Here is a 22,176-nt window from a genome sequence, read left to right as displayed (position 1 = left end):
AAAAGCCGCGAACAACGGGGTCAGGCCTTACATTTTACACTCCCTCCTTGCACATAAAGAAACTTCGGGGTCAGGTCTAGATTTGTAGCGCAAAAGAAATTCTGGGTCAGAGAGCAGGCCTTACATTTCACGCGAACACAACGGAGAAAATACCAATGTAATATCTGATCCTGCCATCCTACAACCGCCCATACCATATTAACTTATTGTTTTATCGATTGAATCCGCTATACTATTTCTGTGATATAAGTGATTGATGCGAGTCATTAAATAAGGAGGCGCAACATGAATGAGCGAGGTGAAAGTATAGTTTCCGATGCTACGGCCGATGGCAACCAGTTCTGCCATGATCAGACCCATCAACAGGTGGCAGATAAAGCGTGCATAACTGGCAATCAGCCCTGTACTCCAGAACAACGCCACCTCTTGATTACCGAAGCCGCCTATCTTCGAGCGGCGCAGCGTGGATTTCAAAATGGTGATTCTGTTAGCGACTGGCTGCAAGCTGAGGCTGAAATTGATGCCATGTTATACGGGAACACGATAACAAACATAACAACTCAGGTGGATTTTCAAGCGCAACTTGAAGCACAGCTCAAAAAATGGGACAAGAAGCTGAGCGCACTAACGAACAAAGCTAAGAAGGCACAAATTGAGCTTCATCAGGATGTTCAAGCCCAGTTGGCCGCTTTTCATACACAGCGTGAGATGGCTAAGGACAAACTAAAAAGCTTGCGTCAGCACAGCGAAGGCGCTTGGGAGGATATGAAGAAAGGCGCTGAAAATACTTGGGACGAAATGCAGAAGACCGTTGACAACATTGTGACCCACTTCAAAAAGTAGTTCGCCCAGAGTTATAGTCAGGCATGGCTCTCGATGCGACTCGTTGCGCTGCAATGCCTGCTAACGCCCAGTCATTGAGTCAAGAAATAACTGATTCGCTTGTCCCACGCAAGCAGCGACCCGAAAACACGGGAAATATGCAATCTACGGCCTAACCATCCTTCCCTATACAACCGAAATTCACGCCAGCCTTTTGCTCAAACAGTGTGCCCATCGCTGCGGAATCCTGCTCTCCCAGTCCTGCTTCAACCAGCGCATTGATATAGGCCGTCACCAGATCGGTGCTGGGTAAATCGACGCCCTGCTCGGCTGCGAATTGCTGCACGATCTGCATGTCTTTTTGATGTAACTGGGCTTTAAATCCTGGCGTGTAGTTGCGCGTTAACATGCGCTGGCCATGTACATCCAGCATGCGACTGCCGGCAAATCCACCTAGCAACGCCTGCCGTACTTTGCCCGCATCCACGCCCGCGGCTGTCGCCAGCGTAAAGGCTTCTGCTATGGCTGCCAGCGTTTGCGTGACGATGATCTGGTTGCAGGCTTTTGCGACTTGTCCCGCACCGCTGTCGCCGATGTGCACAATATTTTTACCCATCACTTGCAGCACGGGCAGTATCCGCTGAAACACCTCCGCCTTGCCGCCCACCATGATGGAGAGCGTACCGTCGATCGCGCCCTGGCTGCCACCGGAAACCGGCGCATCGAGCATCTCGATATTTTTCTCTGCCAGCGCGGCGGCAATTTGTCGCGAGGCGGAGGGCAGTATGGTGCTCATGTCCACGACCACGCTGCCCGCTTTTGCACCGAGTATCACGCCCTGTTCACCCAGAATGACCTGCTGTACATCGGAAGTATCGGAAACATTGGTGAAGATGATGTCGCAGCATTGTGCCATGTTTTGCGGGCTGGTGCTGGGCTGGGCGCCTGCTTGTATGAGCCCTTGCATTTGTTCGGGGCGGCGTGCATAGATGTGCAGCGGGTAACCCGCTTTGAGCAGATTGTTTGCACAGGCGTTTCCCATTACGCCCAGGCCGATATAACCGATAATTGGTTTCATGTAGTTTCTCGTTAATTATGAATTACAGCAGGATTGATACAGTTATGTGTCTGCACTAAGCTATTTGTCACCCGAATTGCTTAATCATTGCGCTCGATCACACAAAGGTAACAGAAAGAATAGAGTCAGGTCTAGAGCAGATACGATTAGCCAAATCCATACTGTCGAGCGAGCCACAAATCAATGCGTTCTTTCAGCCAGATGACGTGCTGTTCTGCGGCTCCATATCCACACGTATTGCGCGCCTGACAGTACCGCAGTTGCGGATACCAGCAGGAACAGTACCGGCAACCAGCTTGTCACTGTGACGATAGCTGCCGCGTTGGCTAACACCAGGCATAACAACGAAAACTCGAAAAATATGTGGGTTTTGCCCATAAAAGTCGGCGTGATTTCCACGTGACCGGTTACGCGCTGATATGAGAATGCGCCAAGTACGATGACCATATCGCGCACCAGCATGAACACTGCCAGCCATAGCGGTATCAACCCCTGCCAGGTCAACATTAGCAAACAGGACAGAATAATCAGTTTATCGGCTACAGGATCCATCATCGCGCCGAATTTCGTCTGCAAATGATAATGGCGAGCTATCCAGCCATCCACACCATCACTCACGCTCGCCAACAAAAACACCGCCAGCGCATAACCATAAGCTGATAATGCGAGCAGATAAATGACTACAGGTACCAGCAACAAACGCAGCAAGCTGATTATGTTCGGCAAATTCGGCATATTGACCTTGCTATATAGTTAAGCACGAAACTGATAGTACGCCACTTAGCAGCACATCCAAACAGCAAGCGCAGGGTCGGGGCTTACTTTTACCAGCTATCGTAAATTCACCGAGCCGAACGTAAGGTGTATTAACATTTACGAGGGTAAGTCTTGCGACCCAATATTTTGCATTTTCGCTCGATTTAGTCGTGCCAAATCATGGCTAAATGTGTTATTGCGAGGATTGACTCTAATGTCTCTAATTTCTAATTACTGCAATAATCAAGTGATAAACTGATCCGCATGAGACATCGAAATCAGGCATTTATCAAATTAGGCATATCAGTGTGTTAATACTGACGTATAAAATTTATGTATAAAAACCATAGCGATATACCAAATAAACGAGCACTAATTTCGGTGGTTATTAGAGGTTGGTCGCCTTGCAAGTAGCACACGCCTCACCTGAAGACGCCCACCCCAGCGAACGCACTCCTCAACTTAACATTAGCCATGTCTGACTCAATTATGCCTATTTATCGTGAAGCCACTTCCGCTGACCTTCCTGCCATCTGCGTACTTGGGCAGGTAGTTAATTTATTGCATCATGAGGCATGGCCACAGTTATTTTCACCTGCATCAGACCCACAGCGTGACGATGAGTACTGGCAAAAAAGTATCGGGAACATCAGTTCAACTATATTCGTCGCTGAAACATCAGGCGAAATTGTGGGTTTCGTTACTGTCCGTATTGTCATAACGGAGAACGAAACGATACTTCAACCCATGCGCTTCGCACGCGTTGAGTCAATTTGTGTTGCTATGGCCTTTCGCGGACAGGGCATTGGTCGTGAACTCATGTCACGGGCTGAGCATTGGGCCATTAATAACGACGCAGTGGATATTCGACTCAGTGTTTGGGTATTCAACCAGCCAGCATTGCGGCTATATGAGGAACTTGGGTACGAGGTTCGTTCGCAGTCCCTGGGCAAGGCGCTGACGAAAAATTAAGCATAATCTTAGAACCACTGCTAGCCACTGGAGACAGGTCTAGCTTTTAGCCCGACCTGAGTTCAAAAAATGACGCCAATATTGCTCGATATTCCCGATCACTTTGAAACTGAACGTTTGCTTGTTCGTGCGCCACGCCCTAACGACGGGGAAGCTGTATATGAGGCTATAACCGTATCCTTGTCTGAACTTCGGGCGTGGCCAGCATATTTACCTTGGGCAATACCAGAACCTTAACCGAGTGAATCTGAAGAATATTGCCATGCAAGCCATCATGCTTTTTTGGCGCGCACGGATATGCCTATGCTGATTTTTCTTAAAGACGAAAATATTCTTGTTGGCGCTACTGGACTCCACCGCCTGAACTGGGAAGCGCCAAAGTGCGAGATTGGCTATTGGGGGCACAGTGGCTACCTGAAACGAGGATTAATCACCCAAGCAGTCAAAGGGATCACCCTGCTTGCCCTTACTTACCTGAACATGCGCCGCATTGAATGCATCACAGATGCCGACAATATGCCAAGCCGATTGGTTGCAGAACGCGCGGGCTTCTCGCTTGAGGGTATCATGGTCAACGAGCGCAAAGCGCCTGATGGTAATCTCCGTAACACCTGCGTTTATGCTGTGACTACATAAATGCACGGGGGCAGGTCTTACTTTTTATCCGTTATCGCAAATTCACCAAACCAAACGTCAAATACGATGCCATCCCCCGAACGTAAGGTGCATTAACATTTACCTACAACTCGACGCGCGCTACAATTCAAACCTAGTCAATAGGGAGCAAATGCCATGACAACACAATTTGAGATACTTGAGGCCGAGGTGTTAAAGCTAGTGCCTACCGAGCGTGCATTATTGGCAGAACATATTATTGCCAGCCTTGATGGAGATAATGAAATTGATTCAGCTTGGGCTGCTGAAGTTGAGAACCGCATTGCCGAGGTTGAAGGAGGTTTGGTTATTGGTACGCCACTTGCAGAGGTCATTGCACAAGCCCGAGCCACGCTCAAGTGAAAGTAGTTGTTCATCCTGCAGCCGCAGATGATCTTAATAATGCTGCTGATTTTTACACTTCGCAGGCAAGTAAACAATTGGGATTGGCGTTAATTACAGAATTTGAAAACGCTGCGCTGCTGTTAGCTGAAAATCCCGAACTAAGCACGCTATGGCGTGCTGGCACTCGCCGATTTATTTTGCGTCGCTTCCCTTTCAACATCGTGTATTGTCTTTTTCCTGACCATATTTTTGTGATTGCCGTTGCACATCAAAGACGCCGTCCTGGCTATTGGCGCCGTCGACAATAGTTATCAGCTCCAAGAATCAGGGCGCAAATGCAAGGGGAAATCTAGATACATAGCATGAATTTTGCCAATTACATCTCTTCTGACCCCGAAATTCCTATAACTCCCAACGAGGCCTAGCTTCAATATGATTACTAGACGCCAGTTGCTCAAGACGTTCTGTGCACTTCCACTTGTTGCCTGCATGCCGGAACTTGGAAACGCTCAGGAAATCGTGGATTTCTCGAAACTGAAAAGCGGATACGCACAGCGTCTGAAGCGAATTCTGGCCGCGGGTGAGTTGCCTTATATCGATATAGAAAGCTCATGCAATTCCACGAAACTGGATATTGCTGCTTTTGCGAAGAGCATGGATGACCTCAACATCGGTCTGATGGCGCTTTCGGCGGATATTGGTAATGGACAGTTCAACAAAGGTGTTCGTTTCGACAACTTGTCGGAGCGCTTGCTTGCCAGTTATCCGGATCGTTTCATCCCGGTTGGTAATGGCGGGCAATCCCCAGTATTAACAGAGGCTACAGACGAATTCCTCGACGGTCAGGCAGCTGCCGCCGAAAAGAAGCAAATCATGCTGCTGGGAGAATACGAATTCCGCCACTACCCTTCACCCAGAGAGGTGAAACGCAATGAAATGGACCGCGATGCCAACATCCCGATCGATGGGCCTATCGGACATCGATTGTTTGCCATGAGCGCAAGCACCGGCTTGCCGTTCCAGATCCATTACGAAATCGAAGATGCGTTGCTAGCACCGCTGGAGAAGATGCTAGCGCAGTACCCGAAGGCCAAAGTTATCTGGTGCCATCTCGCGCAGGTTCGCTATATCGAGCGCGCTACGCGCTATTCGCCCAGCTACGTCGAAAGCTTGATCAAACGCTACCCCAATCTGTATTTTGATACGGCATTCGGCGACGCGGCTTCGGTATATCCACTTAGCGGCCAGCACCATGCGCGTGTGTGGGGCAGCGATGGCGAACTAAAAGCGGAATGGCGCGACCTGATCGTGGCTTATTCGCAACGATTCCTATCGGCGCTGGATCTGGGTGGAGACCGCATTAACCGTATCGTCGAATACGACCATAAGCATCGGGATTTCCTGCAACGTTTGCCAAGCGAAACGCGGCATCAGGTGGGCTATCGCAGCGCATGGTCATTATTATTCGGTGAAGAGTTTGCCTGAGTAGCGCATTGGTGAATGGTTAACTTTGTAGAATAATCCCTGCGTCTTTTATAGCCTGACGCCAGCCACTTCTTGTGAAAACACTGCAAATCCATATCCAGCAGTTCCGGCTTCAGGGTTAACGCTGTTATCACGATAAATTTATATGTATAGTGCTCTAATTTTGCATGCGCATGAGTCATGCAAAAAGCGGCTTGAACCTCAGTCTGACTATCAGGGAATAATAAATGAACATCGACGAAACGCTATTACTCATCATATTCGCAAGCATTTTCTTGTTGGTGATACTTTGGTTTGTATTCGTAAGAATGTTATACAAACGTCTTGCGTCATCACATATGCCACAGTACGAAGCCATGGGAAAACCATCTTTGTTTTTACACAACACGCTAGCGGGTACTTTAGCCATGCTCAAATTTCTGCTAAAGCGTGAGCACAAAGTTCTGGGCGATAGCTATCTTTCAAAACTATCTGACATCATGCTCGCTTTCCTGCTGATTTATATCATTCTGTTTCTTACTTTGTTTTTCAGCATAGCGGCACAATTTGTCATCCGTGTACTCTGATCTTGTAGTCAGGCAATGTTGAGTTATGGTTGAAACAAATCCCAGCGGCCGGCGCATTACCATGCGCAAAACCGACTTCACCGCCTATGTTATTGCCGTAGGCATTGGTATGTGCCTGTGGTTTGCTGCTACGGCATCTGGTGGCAAGCGTGAGGCCTGGGACACGCCTGATTATTGGTCGCTGGCTTATCCAGGAGCCATCATTGCTTGTGGTGTGCTTGGATACTTTTTCAATCACCGTCCTTGGCGTTGGCCAGTTGCGCTATTCGTCGGTCAATTTATCGCTATGACCATTCGGAATGGCGAGCTTGGCAATTTGTGGCCACTGGGTTTGCTGTTATTTCTCGTCATATCCTTGCCCGGCATTTTCACCGCAAAGCTGGGAGCCTGGATCAATAGCAAAATGTCATCACAGCAACGCTGATGCATCGACAATAGCAAGAGCCGACTTTTCAGGAAAAATTAATTGGCCTGAGGCCGTCTGACAATTCCAGTAAATTCTTAATTAATACCCGCATCTTATTTCCGCTTCCTGAACATTACCCATGCCCGCTGGATATTGGATTACACGCCGAAATCTGGCTCGAATTCTGCTTAGTTTCGTTCATTCAATCACCTCTTTAATTCAAAGCGAAACCAACATGCCTAATACTGCCTTGCAACAAAATGACGTATTTCTCCCTTACATGCGTGATGTGGTTCGTAGCGAGCAATCATTGCGCGAGTTGAATCTGATGTGGCGGATGATAGAGTCCTCCGCAAAAATGAATTATCTGCCAGAAACCAAATCCATACTGCAAACCATGTCGGCAACACGGGCTGGTTTTGACGAACTGGAACAGGAGCTGGTTACCAATCTGGTCAATGAAAAAATCGCCAATGTACTGATGGAAATAGGCACTAAAGCGCACTATGTCATTGATATCGTTGTGCGTAATTTATATGAACGTACGGCAGATATCGGCTTTCTCGCCACTGACCATGACTTATGTGCCTTTGTCGCAGACATGCATGATGATGCTGATGCGATTCTTACCAGGTTATTAGCCTATCGCAACAAGTACACTGTATATGATGAAATCATGTTGCTCGATAAAGAAGGCAGCGTGCTGATGCACATTAACGAGCATTCTGACGTCGAAGGCAGCACTGATAAACTCATTGCGCAAACGCTGGCATCGGAAACCTATGTTGAAACTTTCCGTGAAACTGACCTGCGCCCAGGCAATCAAAAATCTCTGATTTATTCGCAACGTATGCTGCATCCATTAACCAATGAAGTGGTCGGAATACTGTGCTTGTGCTTTGATTTTGAAAAAGAAATGCGCGGCATCTTCAATTCGCATCGCGATCCTGAGCAGCGTTCCAACATGCTACTGCTTGATAGCGAAAATCGCGTCATCGCCAGCGACGACGAGTTATGGATACCATTAGGTGCCGTTGTGCCAAGCAATCGTGGCAGGAGCACCAGTCTCATGATGTTCGGTGGTCGCAGATATTTAGTACGAACCTTTGTTGCCGAGGGTTACCAAGGCTACATGGGGCCACCTGGATGGCAGGGGCAGGTAATGATACCCATAGAGATTGCTTTTCTGGAAAATAGCCAAAGCAGACTGGCTTCGCTTGATCCTGCCATTGCCGATGGTCTGTTATCGCATGCCCAGAGTTTTTCTCCCCCGCTCTACAAAATCATGCAGGCTGCAGAAACCATACAGCGTGTAGTATGGAATGGGCAGGTGATGACTGCGGGGCATAGCGAACATTTACTGCAACTCAAATCCGTCCTGGAACAAATCAGCGAAACCGGCAACCGCAGTAATGAATTGTTTTCCCTGTCTATTAGCAATCTGTACGAAACCGTACTTGGTTCTAGCCTGCGTGGTGCGGAATTTATGTCACATCTGCTGGTAGATTTGCTCGATCGCAATCTGTATGAACGTTCCGATGATTGCCGCTGGTGGGCATTGACTCCAGAGTTGCGCGACGTCATGGCTGCGCCAGAACGCACCAGTGCCATGCTGGAAAATATCACTAAAAAACTGGCTTATATCAACGGCCTCTACACCGTTTACACGCGCATCTTCGTCTATGACACAAACGGACGCATCATCGCCAGCACCAAGTTAGCCTATCATGGTGCAGACAGCGTAGTGATTGGCACCAATATCGACTACACCACTCTGCAATCTGTACTCGCACTGGCTAACGAGCAGGCTTATTACGTGACCCCATTTGCACCGACACCGCTGTACGACAATTTACCAACTTATGTCTACCACGCGGCCATCCGTCATCCAGAAAAACCCAATCAGATAGTCGGTGGCATCGGCATAGTATTCGATGCAGCACCCGAATTTTCCGCCATGCTGCATGGTGGACTGAACGGCAAAGCTGATACCACAGCATTGTTTATCGACCGTACAGGAAATATTATTGCCAGCACCGACCCAGAGCGTCCTGTAGGCACCGCACTCGACATCAATGCGGAAATACTTAAGCAAGAGAATGGCACGAGTACATCCACTATCACTGTGCATGACAAGCACTACACCAGCATGGGCTGCACCGTCTCAAATGGCTATCGTGAATTCAAGGTGAGCGATGGCTACAAGGAAGATGTTATCGCCGTAGTGTTCGAATATTTTGGCGGGGTTCGCGAATGCAACACGATACGCAATAAAACCGCGACTATCTTGGATGCTGACTCTACAGAACTAGGCGGAAAACAATTTGCCACCTGCTTCATTGGTAGCAATTTATTCGCAATTCCTGCCGAACGGGTACTGGAAGCGCTATCCGCCTCAGCCATACTGCCGATGTCCATGAATGGATTCGAAGGACGCATAGGCATGCTCGCAATCAAACTGGAAAATGGAGACAAGAAGTTCGTCTGGGTATTTGATTTGGGTTATATGATACGCGGCAAGGCAACCGAAATCACCACCAGCAGCCAGGTCATCGTGGTACAGAATGAAGAGAAAAGCTTTGGATTACTGGTTGACGATTTGCATGGCGTACCTGAGTTCAGCGATAAGCACATCACCTCCACACCATTTTCCAAAAGTGCCGAGGGCGCGCTGGTCTCGCAAGTCATCAGAGCCAACAACGGTAATTTATTGATACAGGTACTGGATGTCGGCTATATCTGCCGCACCCTGAAAACAGGTGAAATGCCGAGCATGCCAGATGAGCTGGTCATCCAGCAGGCCGCCTGACATAGTGCAGAAATACGTGGTGTATGTACAAAACGACACCACGTAAAAACAAATACAACATTTGCAGTAACATGAACCATGGGGTCTATGATTGATGTACACAGCACATGGACTGATCTGCCAGTCTTTACATGTCATGCTGCATGCGTCTGGCTACAATTTTCTCTGCTTTTTATTTGTTTAAGCCAGCACTTTTGATTAAACTTCATGCCTCTTAGCATAACTCCCACATATCATGGATATACTCGAACTGGCTGGCTATGCGCCGCTGAAAAAACTCACTGAAGACGCACAAAACGGCGATGTGAATGCGCAATATAATCTGGGCGTACTGTATTTCGAAGGCAAGGATGCGCCGCAAGATTATATAGAAGCGGCTAAATGGTATGGTGCAGCTGCAGATCAGGGCGATAAGCAGGCACAATTCAATCTGGGTTTGATGTTCTATCGCGGCATCGGACTACAGCAAAATTATTTATATGCTTATGAGTTATTTGAGCTCGCCGCACGCCAGGGCGACGAACGCTCACAACAAGGCATGAAAGCCATCATCGCGGAAGCGCCAGCCGCTATCGTCGATCAAATCAATACTCGTCAATCTACCCTCAACTGAGACCCATATTATGCAATTAGGTACACCATTATCACCCTCTGCCACGCGTGTCATGCTGCTAGGCAGCGGTGAATTAGGCAAGGAAGTCATTATTGAATTACAACGTTTAGGGATAGAAGTCATTGCCGTTGACCGTTATGCCCATGCACCCGGACATCAGATTGCGCACCGTGCGCATGTAATCGACATGACCGACGCAGCCCAACTACGTGCCTTGGTTGAAGCCGAACGCCCGCATTTTATTGTGCCTGAAATTGAAGCCATTGCGACTGATGAATTATTAGCCATCGAGCAAGCCGGTATCAGCCAGGTGATCCCTACCGCACGTGCTACCCAGCTCACCATGAACCGAGAAGGCATACGCCGATTAGCCGCAGAAACACTCGGACTGGCAACATCACCTTATCGGTTTGCTGATAGTCTGGAAGAACTACAAGCTGCGATAGATGAACAAATCGGCTATCCATGCATCATCAAGCCGGTCATGTCGTCTTCAGGCAAAGGCCAGTCGATGATTAAATCGGCGACTGACGTATTACCTGCATGGGAATATGCTGCGAGTGGAGGGCGTGTAAAACAGGGACGCATTATCGTTGAAGGTGTAATCGATTTTGATTATGAAATCACTTTGCTTACTGTGCGGGCTTTGGGTACATCAGGTCAAGTTGAAACGCACTTTTGCGACCCTATAGGTCATATTCAGGTACAAGGCGACTACGTTGAATCCTGGCAGCCACAAGCCATGTCAGAAGCTGCACTGAAAAGCGCGCAAGACATCGCTCATCGCGTCACTGAAAACTTGGGTGGGCGCGGTATTTTTGGTGTGGAACTGTTTGTAAAAGGCGATATGGTATGGTTTTCAGAAGTTTCACCCCGCCCGCATGACACCGGCATGGTCACCATGTGCAGCCAGTATCAAAGTGAATTTGAACTGCATGCACGTGCGATTTTAGGCTTGCCTGTTGATACCCGCTTACGTGAACCGGGAGCTTCCGCCGTGATTTATGGGGGTATGGACGCTGATGGTATCGTCTTTAATGGTGTAGCCGATGCGCTCAGCGTGCCCCGCAGCCAGATACGGTTATTTGGCAAACCTACAGCGTTTGTGCGTCGGCGCATGGGGGTTGCACTGGCTTGTGCGGACGATACCGACACAGCCAGACAACGGGCAAAACTGGCTGCGAACAAGGTCATACCATCGGCCGTAGCAAACTAAGATAACGAAATAAGCTTGTGCTTACCCACAGTTTCTGTGGATAACTTTGTGGATAGCGTGTTAGTCTGAGTGCTAAGTTACCTGCTGGTAAGGTTTTTTACCTGCGGGTCATTTTTTAGACATATTAAATATCATTTAAAATCATGTAGTTATATTTTTTACTCGACGTCAAGTAAATTCTTGCGATTTTAGAAACTTTTATTTTTCGTGTGGAGAATTCAATATAAGCAAATCATGAAATTAGACTGGCTTATAGATTTATACGCTAACTCTATCACACACAAGGCTTTTTTTAGATTACCCACAATTTCTGTGGATAACTTTGTGGGTAATATGTTTATCAAGTAGCTAAGTGACCCGCGCATAAGGAATTTTATCTATTGCCTAAATTTTGACATTATAATTTATCCTTTATAATCAAATTGATAATAAAATTAGACCACGTCAAGCTATTTACTTTAAATTTGTTTCGTTTTGTAACCACTGTGGAAAATCCTTGACAAATTCTCCGTTAAACCAGCCAGCATCTATCCTGACTGTAACCAGCTTTAACCGCTGGATACAACAGACGCTTATCAGCACGATACCGCTCACATGGGTCGCGGGTGAAATATCCAACCTCACTCGTGCAGCATCCGGTCATTGGTATTTTTCGTTGAAAGATGCGCAAGCACAGGTGCGCTGTGTGATGTTCCGCGGACGTAACCAATTTATTGACTGGCAGCCCGAGAACGGCATGCAGGTTGAAGTTCGCGCCACTGCCGGGCTATACGAGCCACGCGGTGAGTTTCAATTACAAGTGGAAAATCTGCGCCGAGCCGGACTCGGGGCACTGTTTGAGGCCTTTGAACGACTCAAGCGCAAACTGGAACTGGAAGGTTTGTTTGATAGCGCACGCAAACGCGCCATCCCTGCCATGCCACGCCAAATCGGCATCATCACTTCACCGCAAGCAGCTGCGCTACGTGACGTACTGACTACGCTTAACCGGCTCATGCCCAGCTTGCCCGTCATACTTTACCCGTGCCAAGTGCAAGGTACGACAGCCCCTGCACAAATTATTAATGCGCTTAATTTTGCCTACCAGCGTGCAGAGTGTGATGTGCTGATTATTTGCCGAGGTGGTGGCAGCATAGAAGATTTATGGGCATTCAATGATGAGCAAGTGGCGCGTACCGTAACTGCCAGCCCTATCCCCATAATCAGTGGCGTAGGGCATGAAACTGATTTCACCATTACGGACTTTGTCAGCGACTTGCGCGCGCCAACACCGACTGCGGCTGCTAGTCTGGCGTGCCCCAATCGTGACCAACTTTTACAGTCATTAGATTTGATACAGGCACGCCTAAGTCGTCAATTGCGATCACAAATTGCACAGCGACAACAAAAATTGCAACACCTGACTGCCCGTCTGGTTCATCCAGGTAAACGTATACAAACACAGCGCATCACATTGCAACAATTCGCCAACCGCCTGCGGCTTGCTCAGCAGGCCAATTTACAACAGCGTATCTGGCAGCAGGCACAACTTAAAGTCCGATTAAAACGACCGAACATGGAAACGCGTCGCAGCCAGCTCACGCAATATCGAAACCGTATGCAATTAACGATGCAGCATTTATTAAGCCAGCGCTTATCTACTTTGCAGCATTTGCGTAACGAATTAAACCATCTAAGTCCGAATGCTGTGCTCACACGCGGCTATGCCATTGTCAGCGATGAACAAGGCGATATCGTTCACAACACTGCGCAACTGGACATCAACGCCAAACTCAGCATCCATTTTGCAAAAGATAGTGTTGATACGCAGGTACGTCGTTTATATACAACTAATCGTTTGAAAAAATAAGCTATTTTCGTTATAATGCACAGCTTCACGAACGAGGCGCATCCTTCAGCCGAAGTACCTCGCGATTTTTTAATCCATTTAGGAGAACACCATGGCTGTTACTACCGAATTAAAAGCACAATTAGTTGCTGAATATCAACACGCTGCGGGCGATACTGGCTCATCTGAAGTACAAGTTGCTTTGTTGACTGCTCGCATCAACGACTTAACCGGCCACTTCAAAGCTAACGCTAAAGATCACCACTCACGTCGTGGTTTATTGCGTATGGTTAGCCGTCGTCGTAAATTACTGGATTACTTAAAGCGTACCAATAACGCGAGCTACCATAATCTGTTAGCTAAACTTGGTTTACGTAAATAATCTATTGGACATCATAACTGTCTAAATAACATACCGCCCCGCCCTATAAACGCGGGGCGGTTTTGTTTGAACGCTAAAGCTAAAAAATAGCAATCTAAAGGAAAACAATGAAAATTACTAAATCGTTTCAATATGGTCGCCAGACCGTCACCCTGGAAACAGGCGAAATCGCACGTCAAGCCAGTGGTGCAGTTTTAGTCACCGTTGATGACACAGTCGTATTAGTCACTGTAGTAGGCAAACACGATGTTAAAGCTGGTCAGGACTTTTTCCCACTGACAGTTGATTACCAAGAAAAAACTTATGCTGCAGGCAAAATCCCTGGTGGCTTTTTCAAACGCGAAGGCAAGCCTTCAGAAAAAGAAACCCTGACATCACGTTTAATCGACCGCCCATTGCGTCCATTATTCCCAGAAGCGTTCTACAACGAAATCCAGATTATCGCGACTGTGATGTCCAGCAACCCAGAAGTCGATTCAGACATTTTGGCGTTGATCGGTTCATCAGCTGCCTTGGCTGTATCTGGCATTCCTTTTGCTGGTCCAGTCGGTGCTGCCCGCGTGGGTTTCATCAACAACGAATACGTGCTGAACCCACTCGCTAGCGAATTACCTAACTCAGCGATGGATTTGATTGTTGCAGGTACCAGCCAGGCTGTGTTGATGGTCGAATCTGAAGCTCAGCAATTATCTGAAGAAATCATGTTGGGCGCTGTCGTTTACGGTCATCAACAGATGCAAGCTGTAATCAACGCGATCAACGAACTAGCTGACGAAGTAAATCCTGAGCCTTGGGATTGGCAAGCACCTGCCGCCAATGAAGAACTCATTGGCAAGGTAGCTGCGTTTGCAGAAGCCGACTTGAACAAAGCTTACGAAATTCGCCAAAAACGTGAACGTTCTAAAGAAATCAAAGCTATCCACAGCCGTATGGCTGAGCAATTGATTACCAGCGACATGGGTACATTGGCAGTTAATGAAATTAACGACATTTTCCATAACCTGGAAGCAAAAATCGTTCGTAACCAAATTTTGAATGGTCAACCGCGTATTGACGGTCGTGATACTCGCACTGTGCGCCCTATCACCATCCGCAATAGCGTATTGCCACGCGTACATGGCTCATCGTTGTTTACCCGTGGTGAAACTCAAGCCATGGTGGTAGCAACATTGGGTACAGGCCGTGACGAACAAAAAATTGATGCATTGCAAGGTGAGTACAGCGATCGCTTCATGCTGCATTACAACATGCCTCCGTACGCGACTGGCGAAACAGGTCGCGTAGGCACACCTAAGCGTCGCGAAATCGGCCACGGCCGTTTAGCTAAACGTGCATTGGCAGCTGTATTGCCTAGCCGTGAAGAATTTGGCTACACCATGCGCGTGGTTTCCGAAATCACCGAATCCAATGGTTCATCTTCTATGGCTTCAGTTTGCGGTGGTTGCCTGGCATTGATGGACGCTGGTGTACCATTGAAAGCTCACGTTGCAGGTATCGCAATGGGCTTGATTAAAGAAGGTAACCGTTTTGCTGTACTGACCGATATTCTGGGTGATGAAGATCACTTAGGCGATATGGACTTTAAAGTAGCGGGTACTGACGCTGGTATCACTGCATTGCAAATGGATATCAAGATTACTGGTATCACCAAAGAAATCATGAAAGCCGCACTTGCTCAAGCCAAAGAAGGCCGTATGCACATTCTGGGCTTGATGAAAACAGCAGTAGGCGGTGCAAGTACCGAAATGTCTGCTTATGCACCACGCATTATCAGCATGAAGATTAACCCTGAAAAGATACGTGACGTTATCGGTAAAGGCGGCGCTGTTATCCGCGCGCTTACCGAAGAAACAGGTACACAAATCGACATCGGTGAAGATGGTACTGTTAAAATCGCTTGCACCAGTGCTGAATCTGGCGAAATCGCAAAACGCCGTATCGCAGAAATCACTGCTGAAGTTGAAGTAGGTAAAGCCTACGAAGGTACTGTTATCAAGCTGCTGGATTTTGGTGCGATTGTTAACGTATTACCTGGCAAAGATGGTTTGTTGCACATTTCTCAAATCGCCCATGAGCGTGTCAACTCAGTAGGAGAGTACCTGAAAGAAGGTCAACACGTTACCGTGAAGATACTGGAAGCTGATGAGAAAGGCCGTTTACGCCTGTCAATGAAGGCTTTGGTAGAAGCACCTGCTAAAGAATCAGCAGAAGCTGCACCAGCTGCTGAATAAACCTATACAGCAGACAATAAAAAAGCAGCCCAGGCTGCTTTTTTATTGTCTGCAATATTTAAAATCATTCACCACCGAGGAAACTATTCCACCAATGTTTGCGGTTATTGGGCACCACTTTAGGCTCCATAGCTTCAGGAGGAATCTGACTCATTACCCAACCTGGCAACACCCTGTCCTTACTCGAACCACATGAAACACCCAAATTATTTGGATCGTAAATGACGACAAAAGTAGGCGCTTGCGTATCGTCGGCATAGACTATGCCGCAGTAACGCTCTTCATGTTCTTTATGCAGCAGCGCATCAATACGCTTGGTAAATTCGGCCACTTGCTCAGCACTCGCTGCCGCTGTAGGCAATTCCTGACCTACCGCATAAAGATACCAACCAGCACCCGTATCAATACGCGGCCAGAAAGCAGTTAACTGGTCCCAGGATAACAAGCTGTACAACATGCCATCCAACTTAGCTTGAAACGCACTCACCTCAACACTCCTTATAAACCACAGGGATTAACGCGCTACTTGACGCTCTCTGAATTCATCCAGTGTTTTGCAATCTATGCACAAAGTAGCCGTTGGACGGGCTTCCAGCCGCTTTAACCCGATTTCAACACCACATGCATCACAATAGCCATAATCTTGTTCATCGATTTTAGCGACAGTCTGCTCTATCTTCTTGATCAGTTTGCGTTCACGATCACGGTTACGCAGCTCCAGCGCCATATCGGATTCCTGACTGGCTCTGTCGTTAGGATCTGCAAACAAAGTGGCATCTTCTTGCATCGCATGAATAGTGCCATCGATATCTTCAGATAACTCCGCTTTCCAATCCTCCAATATTTTGCGAAAATGCGCTAGTTGCGCAGCTGACATGTACTCTTCATCTGGCTTAGGAGTATACGGCGTAAATTTTTTGAAATCTGTACCCATGGTATTTAATATCGCTTCCGTTTGTTCTTGAAAAAGGCAAACCTACTTAATAACAGAATTATGCTCTTAGAGCAATAAGGAACCCTATAAATGACATTACAAGCGCTAATTTTTGACGTAGATGGCACACTTGCCGACACTGAGCGCGATGGTCATCGTGTTGCATTTAATGCCGCATTTCGCGAATTTGGATTGGATTGGAACTGGGATGTTTCACTCTATGGTGAATTACTTGCCATCACTGGTGGCAAAGAACGCATGCGCTATTATGTAGAAAAATTCAACACCAGCTACCAGCAACCAGCCGATTTTAATGATTTAGTGGTTGCGCTACACAAAGCTAAGACCAGACATTACACCGAATTACTCCAGCAAGGCGGCATCCCCATGCGCACAGGCACCACACGCTTAATTCAGGAAGCACGTGACGCTGGTTTACGCTTAGCCATTGCCACCACCACTACACCAGAAAACGTAACGGCCTTACTCAAATACAGTTTAGCTGATGATGCGAATGACTGGTTCGAAGTCATTGCAGCAGGAGATATCGTACCGGCCAAAAAGCCAGCAGCCGATATTTATATCTGGGCGTTACAGCAAATGGGATTGAGTGCGCAGGACTGTTTTGCGTTCGAGGACTCAGAAAACGGCATTAAATCCAGCCTGGGTGCAGGCATAAAAACATTAGTCACAGTGAATGACTATACGCTGACTCATGATTTCACTGGCGCCACAGCAGTAGTAAGCGACATGGGCGAACCTGATGCCAGTCCACAAATCATGTGTGGCAGTCTGCATGGTCAGCCTTGCGTTAACCTGGCTGCTATTCGTGCCTGGCACGCAGCAAACTAACCATGTTGGCCAGCTATAGCACCTGTTTTAAATAAGTTATCGCGCAGCTCGTGATCCATTACTGGATCGCGGCGGCGTATCCATTCCAGCACCATCGCAGCATGTTCTTTTTCCTCATCGCGATTGTGCGCGAGTATAGCTTTCAGCTCTGGATCAGTACACGCATCAACCCGCTGGTTATACCAGTCCACCGCTTCCAACTCTTCCATTAACGAGGTAATTGCACGATGCATATCTTGGGTTGCGTCACTTAATTTTTCAATTGCTTCGTGATAGCCTTCGTTTGCCATGTCGTTTCACCTTATAATGAACAAAACCTTATTTCGTTAGCCTAATACAACCAGTCATTTCAAATTCATCACTGAACTTATGAACTCAAAAACTATCCCTACCGATGACGAGTTGCGCAGCAAATTAACTCCTGAACAATACCATATTTGCCGAGAGCACGGCACTGAACGCGCTTTTACAGGCAAATATTGGGATCTGAAAGCTGCTGGCACTTATCATTGCGCCGTATGCGACGCATTGTTATTTAATTCGGATACCAAATATGATTCAGGCAGTGGCTGGCCCAGCTTCTGGCAACCGGCAACAGATACGGCTATTGATGAACGTATAGACCGCAGCCTGATGATGGCGCGTACAGAAGTACTTTGCAATCACTGCCATAGCCATTTAGGTCATGTTTTCACTGATGGTCCTGCACCTACAGGCTTACGCTATTGCATCAACTCCGCCTCCCTAGAATTTATACCTGCTTAATTATGATACACACCGTTACCATTAGCGCTATTCAGCAAGCCAGCCCCACAGTTAAAATTTTTCAGCTGGATGATGCCGATTCAGCATTCCATTACCTGGCTGGTCAGTGGATAGATTTATACGTAGATATACAGGGGAAAACGGAAGTCGGCGGCTACTCCATGACCTCCACGCCGACTACGCACGGACATCTGGAACTAGCTATTAAATCCAGCACACGTCACCCAGTCACTCGCTGGTTACACGAACAAGCTCAGGTTGGGGATCAGGTACGCATCTCTGATGGCCAGGGTGTTTTTTTCTATCAGGCCGAAATGAGCCCACGTGTGGTACTTGTCGGTGCAGGAGTCGGGGTCACCCCGCTTATCAGTATTTTCCGTTATATAGGTGCATCACTCCCGCAAACGGATGCCACATTAATTTATAGCATACCAAGCACTGATGAATTTTTATTCCAGGAAGACATTGAAAAAATCAGCCAACTGCCCAATATGCATCATATAGTCACTCTGACCCAAGCTGATAACACATGGCAAGGAAAGACTGGACGCATAGATGCCGCGTTATTTAAAGCGGCAGGAATGAGTGATGAAACGCTGTATTACCTGTGCGGCCCACAAGGTATGGTGGAGGATGTGAGCGCGGTTTTAACCAGCATAGACGTGCCAGCCAGCCGTATTATTTATGAGAAGTGGTGGTAGATTTATACCTTGCCAGCACTACCGCAACAGGGATAATTCAACATCCCACCCATCATCTAGGAATACCCAATGAAAATATTGCCACGTATCCTGGCTTGCCAACTTATTGCCATCCTTCTCCCCATCACGGCTAATGCCGCAGACAACCCAGTTCGCAACTATCCTGCACAAAAAGTTGCCGCCCATACGTATGTAATACACGGCCCATTAGGTCAGCCCTCAGTCAAGAATCAAGGGTTTATGAACAACCCTGGCTTTATTATCACGCAAGATGGTGTGGTAGTGATTGATCCAGGCTCCAGCCTGGAAACGGGACGCATGGTGTTACGTCAAATCGCTAAAGTGACTAAACTTCCAGTAACCTATGTATTTGACACCCACATTCACGGCGATCACTGGTTAGGCAATGAGGCTATTACCGATGCTTATCCTGATGCAAAATTAGTCGCACATCCGGACATGATCAAACTGGCGCAGCAGGGCGAAGCTGAGGTATGGGTGGATCGCATGAACCAGCTCACAGACAATTACACCGCATCAACCAAAGCCGTTATCCCCACTATTCCCGTCATTGATGATCAAACCATCACCACGGGTGGTATGCACTTTCATATTTATGCACCTGAAAATGCACACAGTAAAACCGATATCATGATAGAAGTGGTTGAAGATGCCACACTGTTCACCGGCGACAATGTACTCAACAATTATATTGGACGTGTGGACGACGGCACCTTTGCTGGCAGCATCGCTGCCTGCGACCGTGCCATAGGCTTGCACGACAAACGCTATGTGCCTGGACATGGCCAGACGGGTTCGATTGCTATAGTGAAACGGTATCGAGATTATTTATCTACATTGCTCGCTACCGTCAAAGCACAGCACGATGCAGGCAAAGCTGATTTTGAAATGAAAGACATTGTCGCTGCAAAATTGAAGAAATTCCGCAATCTGCCGGGCTTTACCGAGCAATTAGGTAAACAAATCAGCCTGGCTGTACTGGAAATCGAAGCGACTAATTGACAACCCATAACTGGGCGAGGCGTACCGTCAACACGGTACTGCCTTGCATAATAATCCAGCCAGTACGCCGATTATCACCCGTATCACTGAATTCAAACCGATAACTGCGTTGTAAACCAATACGCCCGTCATCGTCACGCGCCAGTCTCAATTTATCCAGCGCAACTGTCGCATCAAGCAATTGTACATTCTCGCTGTCGGTTTCACGCTTTGCCCGTGCGACGGCAATGTCATGGCATTTCATGCTGTCCAGCCAGAACCAGGCCAAACCTAGCGCTACCGCAATTACCAACCACTCCACGTATCAACCCTTACGTGGCAAGAACAAAGCGGCGACTTGCTTACTACGGGCAGGCTGATTGGGGCGAACTATCAAAGGCATGTCAGGCACATCAACATCACCGCGTTCACGTTTAGCTACCGGTGGTGCTGGCTCGGATGGTTTACTATTCCGCTCGCTATTGCCACGCTCGCTACGTACTGGTCGTGAGAACTCAGGCATGACAGCAACATCAGGTGCGTAACCAGGAATAATTTCAGATGGAATTTTTTTATTAAGCAGCTTTTCAATATCACTCAGATAACGAAACTCATCATCAGACACCAGTGAAATTGCTGCACCTGATGCGCCCGCACGACCTGTACGCCCGATACGATGCACATAATCTTCAGCCGCATGCGGCAAGTCAAAGTTCACCACCACAGGTAACTGATCTATATCGATACCACGCGCAGCTACGTCGGTGGCGACTAGTACTTGTATAGTTCCTTGCTTGAACTGGTCTAACGCTTCAACTCGTGCTTGCTGAGATTTGTCACCATGTATCGCATTGGCTGGAATACCATCGCGGCCTAATTGCTGTGCTAATCGATTTGCGCCTAGCTTGGTACTACAAAACACCAATACCTGATGCAACTGCCGGGACTTTATCAAATGGGTTAATAAAGCGTGCTTACGGGTTTTGTGCACTGGATGCACAATCTGAGTCACCGTTTCTGCCGTCGCATTACGTTTCGCCACTTCAATGAGTTGCGGCTGATTCATGATACTGTCTGCTAACTTCTTAATCTCTCCCGAGAAAGTCGCGGAGAACATCAGATTTTGCCGCCCCTCAGGCAACAATTCAATAATGCGACGCAAGTCAGGCATAAAGCCCATATCCAGCATACGATCCGCCTCATCAAGGATGAGCATTTGCACTTGCGACAAATTAACGGTTTTATTTTGCACGTGATCAAGCAAACGACCAGGTGTCGCCACAAGGATATCTATACCACCACGCAGAATATCAATTTGCGCATTCATATTCACGCCGCCATAAACAACAGTGGCACGTAAAGGCAAATACTTGCCATATTTCTGCACGCTTTCTTCAACCTGCATCGCCAATTCGCGCGTAGGTATCAAGATCAGGGCACGTATAGGATGACGTGCTGGAGATGGACTGCTGGTAGCATATTGTGCTAACCGGCTTAACATCGGCAATGTAAATCCCGCAGTTTTCCCCGTGCCCGTTTGTGCGCCCGCCATTACATCACAGCCCGTCAACACAACGGGAATAACCTGCGCTTGTACTGGTGTAGGCTCAGTGTAACCACACTCCTCCACAGCACGTAGTATCTCAGGTACGAGACCGAGATCAGAAAAAGCCATGCACTACCTCTCAACAATTCATAAAACGCTATTTTACAACATCCCCAACTCGGTTTGCTGTTTATATCTTGCTTTAATTAGCTT

General features: G+C 47.6%; 24 protein-coding genes and 1 pseudogene. 18 read left to right on the top strand and 7 right to left on the bottom strand.

Translation table 11 applies throughout. The annotated features are described in order from the left end of the window. Nucleotides 1-285: 285 nt before the first annotated feature. Nucleotides 286-843 carry a DUF2934 domain-containing protein gene (locus tag SFSGTM_RS04320; RefSeq protein WP_162084101.1) on the top strand — a complete coding sequence of 186 codons (558 nt, stop codon included), beginning with the start codon at nucleotides 286-288 and terminating at the stop codon, nucleotides 841-843. Nucleotides 844-994: 151 nt separating this feature from the next. Here SFSGTM_RS04320 and SFSGTM_RS04315 read toward each other — a convergent pair whose 3' ends face one another. Next, nucleotides 995-1,900: an NAD(P)-dependent oxidoreductase gene (locus SFSGTM_RS04315; RefSeq protein ID WP_162084100.1), complete on the bottom strand. Its 906-nt coding sequence runs from the start codon at nucleotides 1,898-1,900 to the stop codon at nucleotides 995-997. Nucleotides 1,901-2,080: 180 nt separating this feature from the next. Next, nucleotides 2,081-2,635 (bottom strand): CDP-alcohol phosphatidyltransferase family protein, encoded by a 555-nt coding sequence (locus tag SFSGTM_RS04310; RefSeq protein WP_162084099.1) that lies wholly within the window; start codon nucleotides 2,633-2,635, stop codon nucleotides 2,081-2,083. A 495-nt stretch (nucleotides 2,636-3,130) separates the two neighbouring features. On the opposite strand from SFSGTM_RS04310, the gene SFSGTM_RS04305 reads away from it, so the two are divergent. From SFSGTM_RS04305 to pnp, 13 genes and pseudogenes are all read left to right on the top strand, one after another. Then, complete coding sequence (locus tag SFSGTM_RS04305) at nucleotides 3,131-3,628, top strand: GNAT family N-acetyltransferase (RefSeq protein WP_162084098.1); 498 nt, start codon at nucleotides 3,131-3,133, stop codon at nucleotides 3,626-3,628. A 255-nt stretch (nucleotides 3,629-3,883) separates the two neighbouring features. Next, nucleotides 3,884-4,264, top strand: a pseudogene (locus SFSGTM_RS04300) (GNAT family N-acetyltransferase); the annotation flags it as partial. Nucleotides 4,265-4,420: 156 nt separating this feature from the next. Then, nucleotides 4,421-4,645, top strand: a complete 225-nt coding sequence (locus SFSGTM_RS04295; protein ID WP_162084096.1) for an addiction module protein — start codon at nucleotides 4,421-4,423, stop codon at nucleotides 4,643-4,645. Next, nucleotides 4,642-4,935 (top strand): type II toxin-antitoxin system RelE/ParE family toxin, encoded by a 294-nt coding sequence (locus SFSGTM_RS04290; protein ID WP_162084095.1) that lies wholly within the window; start codon nucleotides 4,642-4,644, stop codon nucleotides 4,933-4,935. The genes SFSGTM_RS04295 and SFSGTM_RS04290 overlap by 4 nt, the downstream gene beginning before the upstream one ends. A 124-nt stretch (nucleotides 4,936-5,059) precedes the next feature. Next, nucleotides 5,060-6,112, top strand: coding sequence for an amidohydrolase family protein (locus SFSGTM_RS04285; protein WP_162084094.1), 1,053 nt, complete (start codon nucleotides 5,060-5,062; stop codon nucleotides 6,110-6,112). A 227-nt stretch (nucleotides 6,113-6,339) separates the two neighbouring features. Further along, nucleotides 6,340-6,678, top strand: a complete 339-nt coding sequence (locus SFSGTM_RS04280) for a hypothetical protein (RefSeq protein ID WP_162084093.1) — start codon at nucleotides 6,340-6,342, stop codon at nucleotides 6,676-6,678. Between the two features lie 25 nt (nucleotides 6,679-6,703). Then, a complete protein-coding gene (locus tag SFSGTM_RS04275) occupies nucleotides 6,704-7,102 on the top strand; it encodes a hypothetical protein (RefSeq protein ID WP_162084092.1) in 399 nt (132 codons plus the stop codon). A 217-nt stretch (nucleotides 7,103-7,319) separates the two neighbouring features. Next, the gene (locus tag SFSGTM_RS04270; protein WP_162084091.1) at nucleotides 7,320-9,893 is read left to right on the top strand and encodes a chemotaxis protein CheW; all 2,574 of its coding nucleotides are present in this window, start codon (nucleotides 7,320-7,322) and stop codon (nucleotides 9,891-9,893) included. Nucleotides 9,894-10,128: 235 nt separating this feature from the next. Beyond that, nucleotides 10,129-10,506, top strand: coding sequence for a tetratricopeptide repeat protein (locus SFSGTM_RS04265; protein ID WP_162084090.1), 378 nt, complete (start codon nucleotides 10,129-10,131; stop codon nucleotides 10,504-10,506). Nucleotides 10,507-10,516: 10 nt separating this feature from the next. After that, nucleotides 10,517-11,722 (top strand): formate-dependent phosphoribosylglycinamide formyltransferase, encoded by a 1,206-nt coding sequence (gene purT, locus SFSGTM_RS04260; RefSeq protein ID WP_162084089.1) that lies wholly within the window; start codon nucleotides 10,517-10,519, stop codon nucleotides 11,720-11,722. Between the two features lie 496 nt (nucleotides 11,723-12,218). Continuing rightward, entirely contained in the window at nucleotides 12,219-13,571 is a 1,353-nt protein-coding gene (gene xseA, locus SFSGTM_RS04255) for an exodeoxyribonuclease VII large subunit (protein WP_162084088.1), read from the top strand. 91 nt (nucleotides 13,572-13,662) lie between these two features. After that, complete coding sequence (gene rpsO, locus SFSGTM_RS04250) at nucleotides 13,663-13,932, top strand: 30S ribosomal protein S15 (RefSeq protein ID WP_162084087.1); 270 nt, start codon at nucleotides 13,663-13,665, stop codon at nucleotides 13,930-13,932. A gap of 107 nt (nucleotides 13,933-14,039) precedes the next feature. After that, nucleotides 14,040-16,163 (top strand): polyribonucleotide nucleotidyltransferase, encoded by a 2,124-nt coding sequence (pnp, locus tag SFSGTM_RS04245; protein WP_162084086.1) that lies wholly within the window; start codon nucleotides 14,040-14,042, stop codon nucleotides 16,161-16,163. A 64-nt stretch (nucleotides 16,164-16,227) separates the two neighbouring features. Here the strand turns inward: pnp and SFSGTM_RS04240 are convergent, their stop codons facing one another. Together SFSGTM_RS04240 and dksA are read right to left on the bottom strand one after the other, a co-directional pair. Further along, a complete protein-coding gene (locus SFSGTM_RS04240) occupies nucleotides 16,228-16,650 on the bottom strand; it encodes a hypothetical protein (protein ID WP_232526040.1) in 423 nt (140 codons plus the stop codon). A gap of 27 nt (nucleotides 16,651-16,677) precedes the next feature. Next, on the bottom strand, nucleotides 16,678-17,097 hold the full coding sequence (dksA, locus tag SFSGTM_RS04235) for an RNA polymerase-binding protein DksA (RefSeq protein WP_162084085.1): 420 nt from the start codon (nucleotides 17,095-17,097) through the stop codon (nucleotides 16,678-16,680). Between the two features lie 90 nt (nucleotides 17,098-17,187). Between dksA and SFSGTM_RS04230 the strand changes: the two genes are divergently transcribed. Next, nucleotides 17,188-17,949: an HAD family hydrolase gene (locus tag SFSGTM_RS04230; protein ID WP_162084084.1), complete on the top strand. Its 762-nt coding sequence runs from the start codon at nucleotides 17,188-17,190 to the stop codon at nucleotides 17,947-17,949. Here the strand turns inward: SFSGTM_RS04230 and SFSGTM_RS04225 are convergent. After that, complete coding sequence (locus SFSGTM_RS04225; protein ID WP_162084083.1) at nucleotides 17,946-18,239, bottom strand: encapsulin-associated ferritin-like protein; 294 nt, start codon at nucleotides 18,237-18,239, stop codon at nucleotides 17,946-17,948. The genes SFSGTM_RS04230 and SFSGTM_RS04225 overlap by 4 nt on opposite strands. A 79-nt stretch (nucleotides 18,240-18,318) precedes the next feature. Between SFSGTM_RS04225 and msrB the strand changes: the two genes are divergently transcribed. The 3 genes from msrB (at nucleotide 18,319) to SFSGTM_RS04210 (ending at nucleotide 20,438) form a co-directional block, all read left to right on the top strand. After that, nucleotides 18,319-18,714 (top strand): peptide-methionine (R)-S-oxide reductase MsrB, encoded by a 396-nt coding sequence (gene msrB, locus SFSGTM_RS04220; protein ID WP_162084082.1) that lies wholly within the window; start codon nucleotides 18,319-18,321, stop codon nucleotides 18,712-18,714. A gap of 2 nt (nucleotides 18,715-18,716) precedes the next feature. Next, nucleotides 18,717-19,415, top strand: coding sequence for a ferredoxin--NADP reductase (locus SFSGTM_RS04215; protein ID WP_162084081.1), 699 nt, complete (start codon nucleotides 18,717-18,719; stop codon nucleotides 19,413-19,415). A 69-nt stretch (nucleotides 19,416-19,484) separates the two neighbouring features. Continuing rightward, complete coding sequence (locus tag SFSGTM_RS04210; RefSeq protein WP_162084080.1) at nucleotides 19,485-20,438, top strand: MBL fold metallo-hydrolase; 954 nt, start codon at nucleotides 19,485-19,487, stop codon at nucleotides 20,436-20,438. Here the strand turns inward: SFSGTM_RS04210 and SFSGTM_RS04205 are convergent. Both SFSGTM_RS04205 and SFSGTM_RS04200 read right to left on the bottom strand, forming a co-directional pair. Continuing rightward, nucleotides 20,431-20,739: a DUF3301 domain-containing protein gene (locus SFSGTM_RS04205; protein WP_162084079.1), complete on the bottom strand. Its 309-nt coding sequence runs from the start codon at nucleotides 20,737-20,739 to the stop codon at nucleotides 20,431-20,433. The genes SFSGTM_RS04210 and SFSGTM_RS04205 overlap by 8 nt on opposite strands. 3 nt (nucleotides 20,740-20,742) lie before the next feature. Further along, nucleotides 20,743-22,092: a DEAD/DEAH box helicase gene (locus SFSGTM_RS04200; protein ID WP_162084078.1), complete on the bottom strand. Its 1,350-nt coding sequence runs from the start codon at nucleotides 22,090-22,092 to the stop codon at nucleotides 20,743-20,745. Nucleotides 22,093-22,176: the final 84 nt, after the last annotated feature.

The sequence above is a fragment of the Sulfuriferula nivalis genome, from assembly GCF_009937995.1.
Taxonomy (GTDB): Bacteria; Pseudomonadota; Gammaproteobacteria; order Burkholderiales; family Sulfuriferulaceae; genus Sulfuriferula; species Sulfuriferula nivalis.
The sequence above is the reverse complement of the archived record's forward strand: the minus strand, read 5'-3'. Positions and strand labels throughout refer to the sequence as shown.